We start from the raw sequence: 11,253 nt of genomic DNA on the forward strand, positions 1-11,253 counted from the left end.
AGAACCGCGCCAAGGGTATCCGCATGGCCCAGCTGAACGGTGAAAGGGTCGAGTTCAAGACCGACGCGGAAATGGCGTCAGCACTTGGAGACTTGGAGGCGCGCATTGCGCGCGCCTCTGGGCCCCGTCGTCGCAATGTGCTGCGGTTCAGCACCGGTAAAGGTTTCTGACGATGGCCCGCGCCAACCTTGCCACGATCCCCCCCGATGCCGACGAGGGCACCGGGTGGGATTACCGCGAATGGCTGGCATGGGTTGACGACAGCCTTGACCGCGAACGCGCGGCTGTGCGCTTCACCAACGCGCTGCGCAACGTGCCCCCGGATGATCGGCTGTCGCTGCTTGAGGCCATGTTTCACGCGATGCGCCCAGGCATGCCCATCATCGCTTTCGATAGCCTAATGGCCGAAGCGTATTTCTGGGCTGACCGGGCATCCCCATCCGAGCGGAAAGCCTATGCCCTCGCCTGCGTCAGCCGCATGTCGCAGGCCGACCGGGCATCCTTCATCGCCTACTTGACCGGAGGCAAAGATGCCTGACGATCTGCCCCCCGATGGCCCCGAAAGCCCCTGGGACGCGATGGCGCAAGCCGATCCGCGCGACCTTCCCCCCGGCCCGATCATTGTCAACATGCAGCACGAACGCCACCAGCGCGCAGAGGCCGAGGGCAAGCGCGTGAGCCGATTCTTTGCCGCCGCCACCCTGACGGGACGCGAGGTGCCCGACCGGCAATGGCTGGTGCGCGGCATGATCCCCTCTGGCACCGTCACACTGCTGTCTGGTGATGGCGGCACCGGCAAGTCGCTGATCGCCTTGCAGCTGGCCGCAGCCTGCGCCCTTGGCCGTCACTGGATCGGCCGGGGCGTGGCACCGGGCGAAGCCATGTTCATCTCGGCCGAGGATGACGAACCCGAATTGCATCGCCGCCTTGCGGACGTGATCGAGGCCGAGGGCATCGGGTTTGAGGACCTGGACAGGCTGACCCTGCGCAGCCTTGCAGGAGAGGACGCACTATTGACCGCCCTGGACGCCCGCACCGGCATCCAGAAGGCCACCGCCCTGTTCCGTGAGATCGACCACTATTTGGCCGATCTGCGCCCCGCTGTGCTGGTCCTAGACACACTGGCCGACCTGTTCCCCGGAAACGAGAACGACCGGGGCCAGGCGCGCCAGTTCATTGGCATGCTGCGCGGTCTGGCAATCCGCCACAGCTGCGCCGTAGTGCTGCTGGCGCACCCGTCCCTGTCGGGCATCCAGAGCGGCACCGGAATGTCGGGCAGCACCGGCTGGCACAATTCCGTGCGTTCCCGCCTCTACCTGCGCCGCGTGATCCAAGGCGACGAGGAGCCAAACCCCGACGCGCGGGTGCTGGCGACCATGAAGGCGAACTATGGCCCCACAGGCGACGAAATCGCCCTGACATGGCGCAATGGCATCTTTGAAGCCGACCCCGCCGAAACCGGTCTGGATCGCATGGCGAAGCGCAGCCGGGCCGACCGTGTGTTCCTCAAGTTGCTGCGGATGCTGACTGAGCAGGGGCGGCATGTGAACGCCAATAGCGGCCCCTACTATGCACCGACCGTCTTTGCTGCCGAGGAGGATGCAGAGGGCGTGACGCGCGATGCGTTCAAGGCCGCAATGTCTCGCCTGTTCGGCCAAGGGGTGATCCGAAACGCGGAAATCATGCGCGGTCGCAAGCCCGTCAACGTCATCCAGGAGGTAGAGTAATGGCTGCGCATCTCCCGCGAAACTCCCCGGAAACTCCAAAAAAGGGCTGCGCATCTCCCGCGAAACTCCCGCGCAACTCCCCGGAAACTCCCGCGCAACTCCGGTGCGCAACTCCCTCCCTTCCTAAAGGAAGGGAATATAGCGTGCCGCCCTCGGGCGTGCGGCACACGCCTGTTCTGGCCTCTGCCGAGATCGAGGCACTGGCCCAGAGAGTGCAACGCCTGATGGTGTCGCACCGCGACCCGGAACGCTTCTTCATCGACCGCAGCGACATTGCTGGTGACATGCGGCGCTTGGCGCGGCTGTTGCGCTGATCTTCCCCCCTCATTGCCAAGAAAGGCTGACGACATGACCGACACGAACCCCAAGCAGGCCCAAGCCGACGAAGCTGCCAATCTGGTGGCGCAGGCGCTGGTCACGATCCAGAACGCCACCGGCCTGCCCACCGAAGCCTTGCTGGCCGGGGCGCATGCCCAGGTCGTGGCCATGATCGTCACGCATCTGGGCGGGCCGATGGCCGCAAGCACCTGCGAACGTGCGGCCAAGGCAGTGCGCCACATGCCGTCCCTTGCCGCGTCATCGCTTGCCCGGGCTGCCCCCCAAGGCAGAGCCTGACTCTTCACGGGTCCTTCCAGCCGCACCCCTGCCGGGGGTAATTCGCACCCCGCCATGTCGCGCTTTGCATAATAAAAACAGAGGGTTAAAATCTTGCGGGTAATAGAAGAACTGGAACTGGACGGCAGGATCGTGACCCGCGTCGGCGGTGCCGATCTGTGCGCGCTTCTGGATATTTCACCCGCCGCGCTGACCGATCTGAAGAAACGCGGCATCGCCGTTCACCTGAAGCACGACAGCTACGATCTGTGGGCCACCGTCACGGCCTACACCGCCCATCTTCGCAGCATGGCCGCACGATGGGGCAGCGAGGCCGAGGCCGAGGGGCTGACAGCCGCCCGTGCCCGGCTGGCCCGCGAAAAGGCCGACGAGGCGGCGCGCCGCAACGCCGTGGCGCTGGATCAGCTGGTGAAGGCCGAGGACGTCACCCGCGCCTGGTCGGACGTGTTGCGCAAGGTCCGCGCCGGGGTGCTGGCCGTGCCGTCGCGCGTCCGGTCCGCGCTGCCGCACCTGACCGCCGTCGACATGGCGGTGATCGACCGGGAAGTCCGCGACACACTGGAAGGGCTGGCACATGGCGACGATTGAGGCGATCCGGGCCGAGGCCCTTCTGGCGCTGATGCCGCCCCCCAGGCTGCGCCTGTCGGAGTGGATCGAGCGCGAGGTTTACCTTCCCGAAGGCGTCAGCGCGCAGCCTGGTGCGGTGCGCCTGTGGCCGTTCCAGCGCGAGATTGCCGACGCCATCGGGGATCCCCTGATCGAGCGCGTCACCCTGGTCAAGCCGGTGCGCGTGGGCTTCACGACCCTGCTAACCTCTGCCGTCGCCAGCTTCGTCGCCAACGATCCTGCGCCCATTCTCTGCTTGCTGCCTGCCGAGGCCGACTGCCGCGATTACATGGTTTCGGACGTGGAACCGATCTTTGCCGCATCGCCTGCCGTGGCGGCGGTGCTGTCCGACGAACGCGACGAGGCCGGGCGCAACACGCTGCTGTCGCGGCGATTCCCCGGCGGTTCGCTCAAGGTGGTCGCGGCCAAGGCCCCCCGAAACCTGCGCCGCCACAACGTGCGCCTGCTGTTCATCGACGAGGCGGACGGCATGGAGGCCACGGCGGAAGGTTCCCCGATCCTGCTGGCCGAGCGCCGCACCCTGTCCTTTCCGGATCGCAAGATTGTCCTGGGATCGACCCCGGTGCATGAGGAAACCAGCCACGTCCTGCGCGCCTATGCCCAGTCCGACCAGCGCGTGTTCGAGGTGCCCTGCCCGGCATGCGGCACCTTTGAGCAGATCACCTGGGACGCGATCACGTGGGATGAAGGCACGCCGGAAACCGCCCGCTGGCGCTGCCCGCATTGCGCCGACGAGATTGAGGAACGCCACAAGCCGCAGATGGTCGCAGATGGCCGCTGGCGCGCCCTGCGCCCGGACGTGGCCGGGCATGCCGGTTTCCGCCTCAATGCCCTGGTCAGCCTTCACGCCAACGCCGCATGGGGCAAGCTGGCGGTCGAGTTCGTCGGAGCCAAGGATGATCCGACCATGTTGCAGACCTTCGTCAACACGATCCTTGGGCAGGGCTGGCGCAGCGATGGCGACGAACTGGACGAGGGCGGCATGGCCGCGCGGGCCGAGGCGTTCGGGCTGGACCTGATCCCTGCCGAGGTGCTGGCGCTGACCGTGGGCTGCGATGTGCAGCACGACCGCCTGGAGCTGACCTACATCGGCTGGACCGAGGCGGGCTGCATGCTGGTCCTTGGGCACCGTGTGATCTGGGGCCAGTTCGATGCAGACGAGACGTGGCACGAACTGGACGTGATGCTGCAAGCCCGGTTCCCGCATGCCCTGGGCGGGCGCATGGGCATCGACGCAACCGCCATCGACGCGGGCGACGGCACCACCATGAACCGCGTGACCGCATTCTGCACCCCGCGCATGCGGCGCAAGGTGGTGGCGATCAAGGGTGCGCCAGGGAACCGCCCGGTGATCGAGCGGGCCGGGTCCAAGACGAAAACCGGCGCGCGCCTGCAAATCGTCGGTGTCGATACCGTCAAGGCGCAGCTGTTCGCCCGCTTTCCCCGGCCTTCATCGGCGCGGTTTTCCGCGTCCCTGCCGCCGATCTGGTTTGAGCAGGCGACCAGTGAGCGCGCCGTGATCCGCTACAACCGGGGCCAGCCGGTGCGGACCTTCGTGCGCATCCCTGGCAGGCGGGCCGAGGCGCTGGATTGCGCGGTTTATGCCTATGCCGTGCGCCAGCTGGTCAACATCGTGCCCGAAATCAGGCGCGCCGACCTCGCCCAGAGCGACCCTGTTCAAAAGCAATCTAGGCCGGTGCTGCAATCGCAATGGATGCAGAGGCGCTAGGAGCGCCGTGCAGGGGCCTTTCGGGCATGTCCGGCTAGGGTGGGTGCGGAAAGAGCGTTAAGGCCGTCTGGCGGGCCTCTGCGCGGCGCTACGCGCCTCTCTGCATCGCGTTCTAGGCGCGCTGCCGTTCTAAGTCTAAGGGTTCTTTCTTAGGATACATGGATACGCTGGTGCATTTTTGCGGTTTTAGCCTTCTATTGTTTGCCTGATGACGCTTTGACAATTCCCCCACAGGGAACTATTGTTCCCCCACAGGGAACTATTAGGGGGCAGCAATGGGCAGACTTACAATAACCGAGCTGCGCCGCATGGGCGTGTCTGCCGACGACATCGACCTTGCTAAAGCAACCCAGCAAGCCCAAAGGGCCACGGGCGCAAAGGTGCAGCAGATCGGCGTGATCGTGGGGGTGGTCGAACAGCGCAAGCCAAGCAATCCGCCCGTCAGCCTGACTGACAAGGCCATGCGCAAGCGCGGAACCTATGATCAGGCAGCCCTGTTGCTGGATCAGCAAGCCTTGAGCGAAAGTAGCCCAGAACGCGCCGCACGGGCGCGAGAGGTAGCGAAAGCCGCGAAAGATCTATCGGCGGCGCACCAGCATGAGTTCGACTTCTTCGGAGGGGGCAACGTGTCCATCGCATTCCAGTATCATGACGCCGTGACCGAACGCCTCCGCAATTCGGGCGAAACCTTGGCAAAGCAGCACCAGGCGATGGCGGTGCTATGGCAGATCACCCGGCATCTAGGCTGGCAAAGCTATGAATGCACCAAGTCTGCGGCAGAGCTGTCAGACCTAACTGGCATCACCCCGAACCACATGACACCTGTCTTGCAGCTGCTGGAGTCCGTAGGGGCTATTCACCGCGTTAAAAAGGGCCGTGCAAAGATCATCACGGTGACGCCCGAAGGCGCATTCCGGGGCAACATCAACAATCACGCTCAAGCTGTCGAACGCTACCGGCTAGACGTGATCGACGGCGGCAAGGACTAGCGCCCGCGCAGCCTGTCCCACAGCCCGCGCCGGGGTTTCTCGGGTTCCGCTGGCCGGGGCAGCGCCTTCACCATTTCATCCAGTAGCCGCCGCCGTTCCTCGGACACGGCCAGCGCCGCTGCAAGTTCCTCTTTGACTGCCTGCAACTGCCCTTCCAGCCCCCTGACAACTTCATCTGACAAAGGGCTGACTTCGCTTGTTTTTGCCACGTCAACAGGCGGTCCGATCTGCGCATCTTGACGTGGCAAGTTGCCACCCTCGGATTTTCGCAGCGGGTAAAGGCGCGCCAGCTCTGCCGTGTCGATCTGCCAAAGCTCGACGCCACCTGCACTGGATTTTTCCCCGGTGATCGCCCCGCTTTTCAGCGCCCTTTGCAGGGTTGGGCGGGATACCTGGAACAACTTTGCAGCCCTGGAAACGCTTACTAGAGGCATGCAATATTTTCCCTGTAACGAGGCTGTCCGATTGCTTTGCAGGTATGGCAAATCATTTGCCACCCTCCGGTGCCTGCAACCTGACGCCCGGTCCCTGCCCTTCATCATCTAAAAAGACCACCCCGGCATCCTCATAGGCGCGGCGCAGGGCGGCAACAGCATCCGCCGACGCGGCGGGCTGGATAGAGCCCTCCGCGCGCTTGAGCGTGGAAACCGACACGCCTGCACGGTGAGCAGCATCCGGTTGTGCCACCCCTAGAAGCGAGCGGGCGGCGCGTAGTTGTGCAGGGCTTGTCATATTTTCTCTTGATCTAATTAGACCAACTGTTATGGTCCTTTTAGACCATACCTCTAGAACGGAGTTCTGACAATGCCACGCGAAAATCGCGTTTCGGCAGCCGCCCCCGGCTTGCCTGCCGCCCGCCTCAACGAGGTTCACGACTGCCTGACGCTGGACGCGACCGAGCGCCCGGCAGGCTACAGTCAAGCCGAACGTGAGGCACGGGCATGCCTGCGCGCCGCGATGCGCCAGACGCGGAAGCTGATGGCCGCGCAGATCGGCGGTGCAGCATGACCGCCCGCGATCCTGGTGCATCGATGTTTGGCCCTGCTTATGTGACCACGTCCGAGGAGAGGGCCGGACAGATCCGGCACCTGTCAATGATTGGCATCGCATCCTGCCGAACTACGATGGATCTGCCCTATCTAGATGATGCTCTTGCCGCTCTGTTCGAGGTGATTCATCGGTTGGCCGATGAGATCGAGGACCAGCTGGAAGACGCGCGCTATGACGAGGCGCGCAGAGCAAGATCGGAAACAACCCCCGGTAGCTGATCCTGATGTAACGGGTGTTATGAGGCGGCAAGCCCCGACGCGTTTTTTCGCGTCGGGGTTGCCCATTCGGAGCGCCACGCGAAAAGTTTTGGCCAGTCCTATAATCGGCGGGACCCGCCCCTCATTCTCTCGACAGTCCAACGGGAGACATGACCATGACCGACGCTCTTCTCATCATCCGCATTCTTCTGGGCATCCTGCGCGAATTGCTCGGCCTGATCCGCGACCGGCACAAGCCCTGACACGGTTGTCAGACTGGCAAGAAATGCAAGTGTAATTTTGACATAACCGTGCAAGATAGCACCATCTGTTGACTAGCGCGAAAAACCGTGTATGCCTGCACTATACGGAGGCCCGCATGCAGTATCAGATCGAACGCATCGAACGAGAATTAAGCGCAGGCGAAATTGCCGACTTCATCGGCGTTCCCCAGACCATGCAGCGCAACTGGCGACGGCAAAACTACCTGCCTCCGTCCGACCCGGCCAAAAAGGTTCGGTTCCGGCTTTTGCAGACTGCCTATCTGGGGCTGATGAAAGCGCAGATGGACAGTGGGGTTGCCCCCGGCAAGGCCGACACTATCGCCAAGATGATGGCCCCGCTGGCCGTTATACAGATCAGCATTTGCCCCATGGCCGTTGCCGTCTCCGGCATGGATCTGTCCCCGCATGAGTGGCGCAAGTTCGTGCATGAAATGGCGGGCATCGAGGACGGCGAAACGCCGTCACGGTATCTGTTCCTGCCTGCCCGCAATTCCCTGCCGACGCACACCCTGCCGACTGGCAACGAAGAAACCCCGACCAGCTGCTACAGCTTCGCCAGCCTTGCCGAAATGGAGGGGGAGGTGCGCCGCGACTGGATCAGCGGGCAGATTTTTGACCTGCAAGCCTTTGCCATGAGCCTAGGCATCAAGGCCGGTCCCCTGATCACCTACATCGCCACACCGGAGGAAAGCTAAACCAAACAGGCCGGGGCGGTCTCTGTCGCCAAACTTCGCCCGCCCCGGCCTTCCGACCCCCAACGAATGAGAATCGACATGCTGGACCTATCACAGGCCCGGCAGCTTGCCCAAGCTGTCGGCGCGGGTGGCGCGCAATGAGCGCCCTTTCCCGCATTCTGTCCCGGATCATCGCCCCGACCGGCAAGCGCCAGGTCGAGGCGGGCGCAGGCGGACGCCGTTGGGACGGCGCGCCAACCCTGCACGCCCCCCTGCAATCCACCCTTGCCGCGCGCAGCCTGACCAAGGCCCGCGCCGCTGGCCTTTATCTCAACACCCCCCAAGGCAACCGGATCATCGAAGCCTGGACGGCTTCGCTTGTCGGCAAAGGCTGGCAGGTCCGCCCGCACCATCCCGACGCCGTGGAACGCCGCGAGATGGGCAACGACTTCGAGGCAATGATCCATCCGATCATGCCGACGCTGGTCCGCGCCCTGGTCCGCGATGGCGAGGCGTTCGTTCATCTGCGCGTGACGGCCTTTGGAAACCTGCGCCTCAAGCTGATCCCTGCCGACCAAATCGACCCGGCACTGACCCGCGACCTGGACGGCGGCGCGCGCATCGTGGCGGGCATCGAGTTCGACGCCGACGACGAGGTTGTGGCCTATCACATGCTGCGCGAGGCCCCCGGACAGCCTTTTGCCAGCCATGGCGATGCGATCCGCGTTCCCGCAACCGACATGCTGCATATCTTCGACCTGCTTTTCCCCGGCCAAGTGCGCGGCCTGTCATGGCTGGCCCCGGTCCTGCTGAAACTGCGCGACCGCGACGAGGCATCGGACGCGATGCTGATGCAGATGAAGGTCGCGTCCCTGATGACCGGCTTTGTCACGGATGCGGAAGGCGGCACGGCAGGCTTGGGCGACGATACCGCGCCCGACATGAACGTGGCGCTTGAACCCGGCGCCATGCGCCTGCTGCCCCCCGGATCGCAGGTATCGTTCAGCAACCCCGGCCAGGGCCTGACCCAAGCCGTGGACTTTATCCGGTCGCAGGATCGCGAGATTGCAACAGGCGTCGGCCTCACTTTCGAGATGCTGACCGGCGACCTTGGCCAGGCGAACTATTCAAGCGCCCGCGTGGGCCTTCTGGATTTTCGTCGCCGCGCCGAAATGTTGCAGCTGGCCCTGATCGAGGGCCAGTTCCTGCGCCCTCTCTGGAACCGATGGATCGCGGTGCAGGAACTGGCAGGCATCATCCCCGCCCCCGAAATGGAAACGTATCTGGACGTGCGCTTTGTCGCCCCCGGATGGGCGTGGGTGGACCCCCGCAACGAGGTTGAGGCGGACGTCGCCGCCATCAACGCGGGCCTCAAATCCCGCGAGGAGGTCGTGGCTGGACGTGGCCGCGACATCGACGAACTGGACGAAGAAATCGCCCGCGACCGCCAGAGGCCGCGCCAGAACGGAGGCACCCCCACATGACCATTCACCTGCGCGCGGCCACCCCGCGCGTGTCCACGATCGACGCCGAGGCCCGCACGATCGAGGCCATCGTTTCGACCGGCGCGCCGGTCCAGCGCGCGGGCTTCATCGAACGGCTGGACCTGACGCAAGTGGACCTGTCGCGCCTGATCGGCGCGCCGGTCCTGGACGCGCATCGCAGCGCATCGACCCGCGACCAGCTGGGCGTGGTCGAGGCGGCAGAGGTCCGCGCCGAAGGGCTTTGGGTGCGCCTGCGCTTTCGCAGCAACGACGCCGCGCAGGCGGTGCTGGCCGACATTGGCGACGGCACCCTGCGCGGTCTGTCCATCGGCTACAGCGTGGCCGCCTGGACGGAAGGCCGCGAGGGCGCGCAGCGCACCCGCACCGCAACCCGCTGGACGCCTGTCGAGGTGTCCATCGTCCCTGTCCCGGCAGATGCCGGGGCGCATTTCCGCAATGGAGAAACTGACATGCCGGAAACCCAGACCACGACGCAGACCCGCGCCGAAACCAACGCGGAAATCCGCAGCATCGCCACCACGGCGGGCCTGACGCGCGAATGGGCGGATGCCCAGATCGACGCCGAGGCGACCCCCGACGCCGCCCGCACCGCCGCCTTTGCCGCGATGCAGACCCGCAGCGCCGAGGCCACCACGCGCACCACCCGCGCCGAAATCACGATGGATCACACCGACCCCACCGTGATCGCCACGCGCGCCGGTGAAGCCCTCTATGCCCGGTCGCATCCCGGCCATGAGATCAGCGCCCCCGCCCGCGCCTTCGCGCATATGACCATCGCGGAACATGCCCGCGAGTCCCTGCGCCGCAGCGGCATCAGCACGTCCGGTCTGGCGACCGACACGATCCTGACCCGCGCCCTGCACACCACGTCCGACTTCCCCCTGATCATGGGCGATGCGGTCAACCGCGAACTGCGCGCCGCCTACAATGCCGCCCCGTCCGGTGCGCGCCAGCTGGCCCGCCAATCCAGCGCCCGCGACTTCCGCCTCAAGCGCAAGCTGACCCTGGGCGATGCACCCAAGCTGGAAAAGGTCCTGGAAGGGGGCGAGTTCAAGCACGGCACGATTGACGAAGGCGAGGAAACCTATCGCATCGCCACCTTCGGCAAGATCATCGGCATCACGCGCCAGGCGATGATCAACGACGATCTGGGGGCCTTCACCGATCTGCCCCGGAAAATGGGCATCGCCGCCCGCGCCTTCGAGAACGATTTTATCGTCAACATGATCCGGCTTTCCCCAGCCATGTCGGACGGCATCCCTGTTTTCGACGCGCAGCACGGCAACGTCACCGCGACCGGCACGCTGGACTTCGCCGGCCTTTCCGCCGCGCGCCTCGCCATGCGCCGGCAGACCGCACCGGGCGGCATGCAGATCGACGTGACCCCGCGTTTCGTCCTGGTCCCGCCCGAACTGGAAACCGAGGCCGAACAGCTGCTGGCCGAAATCGCCGCATCGACCACCGCCGATGTGAACCCCTTTGCCAACCTGACCCTGCTGGTTGACCCCCGCCTGGTGGACGACGAGCAATTCTATGTCGTGGCCGATCCTGCGACCGTGGACGGGCTGGAATATGCCTACCTGGAAGGCGCGCCGGGGCCGCAAATGGAAACCCGCGCGGGCTTCGAGGTGGACGGGGTGCAGACCAAAATCCGCCTGGACTTCGGGGCGGGCTGGATCGACCACCGCGGCTGGCACCGGGTGGGCTGATGACCCTTCCCCTCGCTGATCTGATCATCATGCGCGATGAACTGATCAAGAACCGCGCCAAGGGTATCCGCATGGCCCAGCTGAACGGTGAAAGGGTCGAGTTCAAGACCGACGCGGAAATGGCGTCAGCACTTGGAGACTTGGAGG

Annotated in this window: 16 protein-coding genes; 14 read left to right on the forward strand and 2 right to left on the reverse strand. The window is 64.9% G+C overall.

What is annotated here, in order from left to right; genetic code table 11:
• The first annotated feature begins 17 nt into the window (after positions 1-17).
• From IE00_RS20985 to IE00_RS18990, 8 genes are all read left to right on the forward strand, one after another.
• Positions 18-170 carry a phage head-tail joining protein gene (locus IE00_RS20985; protein ID WP_371328462.1) on the forward strand — a complete coding sequence of 51 codons (153 nt, stop codon included), beginning with the start codon at positions 18-20 and terminating at the stop codon, positions 168-170.
• A 2-nt stretch (positions 171-172) separates the two neighbouring features.
• On the forward strand, positions 173-538 hold the full coding sequence (locus IE00_RS18965) for a hypothetical protein (RefSeq protein ID WP_072298728.1): 366 nt from the start codon (positions 173-175) through the stop codon (positions 536-538).
• The gene (locus IE00_RS18970) at positions 531-1,727 is read left to right on the forward strand and encodes an AAA family ATPase (RefSeq protein WP_240494011.1); all 1,197 of its coding nucleotides are present in this window, start codon (positions 531-533) and stop codon (positions 1,725-1,727) included. Before IE00_RS18965 ends, IE00_RS18970 begins: the two co-directional genes overlap by 8 nt.
• Positions 1,728-1,870: 143 nt before the next feature.
• Positions 1,871-2,041, forward strand: a complete 171-nt coding sequence (locus tag IE00_RS20315) for a hypothetical protein (RefSeq protein ID WP_170864221.1) — start codon at positions 1,871-1,873, stop codon at positions 2,039-2,041.
• Positions 2,042-2,075: 34 nt separating this feature from the next.
• Positions 2,076-2,342, forward strand: a complete 267-nt coding sequence (locus tag IE00_RS18975; RefSeq protein ID WP_072298729.1) for a hypothetical protein — start codon at positions 2,076-2,078, stop codon at positions 2,340-2,342.
• Positions 2,343-2,435: 93 nt separating this feature from the next.
• Positions 2,436-2,930 carry a DNA packaging protein gene (locus IE00_RS18980; RefSeq protein WP_072298730.1) on the forward strand — a complete coding sequence of 165 codons (495 nt, stop codon included), beginning with the start codon at positions 2,436-2,438 and terminating at the stop codon, positions 2,928-2,930.
• Positions 2,917-4,698: a phage terminase large subunit family protein gene (locus tag IE00_RS18985; RefSeq protein WP_072298731.1), complete on the forward strand. Its 1,782-nt coding sequence runs from the start codon at positions 2,917-2,919 to the stop codon at positions 4,696-4,698. The genes IE00_RS18980 and IE00_RS18985 overlap by 14 nt, the downstream gene beginning before the upstream one ends.
• Positions 4,699-4,973: 275 nt before the next feature.
• Positions 4,974-5,687, forward strand: a complete 714-nt coding sequence (locus IE00_RS18990) for a hypothetical protein (RefSeq protein WP_072298732.1) — start codon at positions 4,974-4,976, stop codon at positions 5,685-5,687.
• On the opposite strand, the gene IE00_RS18995 is transcribed toward IE00_RS18990, so the two are convergent.
• Together IE00_RS18995 and IE00_RS19000 are read right to left on the reverse strand one after the other, a co-directional pair.
• The gene (locus IE00_RS18995; RefSeq protein WP_139291553.1) at positions 5,684-6,088 is read right to left on the reverse strand and encodes a hypothetical protein; all 405 of its coding nucleotides are present in this window, start codon (positions 6,086-6,088) and stop codon (positions 5,684-5,686) included. The two genes, IE00_RS18990 and IE00_RS18995, sit on opposite strands and share 4 nt — an antisense overlap.
• Positions 6,089-6,173: 85 nt before the next feature.
• Positions 6,174-6,374 (reverse strand): transcriptional regulator, encoded by a 201-nt coding sequence (locus IE00_RS19000; RefSeq protein WP_240494012.1) that lies wholly within the window; start codon positions 6,372-6,374, stop codon positions 6,174-6,176.
• Positions 6,375-6,491: 117 nt separating this feature from the next.
• On the opposite strand from IE00_RS19000, the gene IE00_RS19005 reads away from it, so the two are divergent.
• The 6 genes from IE00_RS19005 to IE00_RS20990 form a co-directional block, all read left to right on the forward strand.
• The gene (locus tag IE00_RS19005; RefSeq protein ID WP_072298735.1) at positions 6,492-6,695 is read left to right on the forward strand and encodes a hypothetical protein; all 204 of its coding nucleotides are present in this window, start codon (positions 6,492-6,494) and stop codon (positions 6,693-6,695) included.
• The gene (locus IE00_RS19010) at positions 6,692-6,955 is read left to right on the forward strand and encodes a hypothetical protein (RefSeq protein ID WP_139291554.1); all 264 of its coding nucleotides are present in this window, start codon (positions 6,692-6,694) and stop codon (positions 6,953-6,955) included. The genes IE00_RS19005 and IE00_RS19010 overlap by 4 nt, the downstream gene beginning before the upstream one ends.
• A 358-nt stretch (positions 6,956-7,313) precedes the next feature.
• Entirely contained in the window at positions 7,314-7,913 is a 600-nt protein-coding gene (locus IE00_RS19015; RefSeq protein ID WP_072298737.1) for a helix-turn-helix domain-containing protein, read from the forward strand.
• A 137-nt stretch (positions 7,914-8,050) separates the two neighbouring features.
• Positions 8,051-9,376: a phage portal protein gene (locus IE00_RS19020; protein WP_072298738.1), complete on the forward strand. Its 1,326-nt coding sequence runs from the start codon at positions 8,051-8,053 to the stop codon at positions 9,374-9,376.
• Positions 9,373-11,106 (forward strand): prohead protease/major capsid protein fusion protein, encoded by a 1,734-nt coding sequence (locus IE00_RS19025; protein ID WP_072298739.1) that lies wholly within the window; start codon positions 9,373-9,375, stop codon positions 11,104-11,106. Before IE00_RS19020 ends, IE00_RS19025 begins: the two co-directional genes overlap by 4 nt.
• 29 nt (positions 11,107-11,135) lie before the next feature.
• On the forward strand, positions 11,136-11,253 hold a 118-nt coding region (locus tag IE00_RS20990; RefSeq protein WP_371328463.1), incomplete at its 3' end, for a phage head-tail joining protein.

Origin of the sequence: Paracoccus sp. SM22M-07 (assembly GCF_001887735.1) — a bacterium.
Classification (GTDB): domain Bacteria; phylum Pseudomonadota; class Alphaproteobacteria; order Rhodobacterales; family Rhodobacteraceae; genus Paracoccus.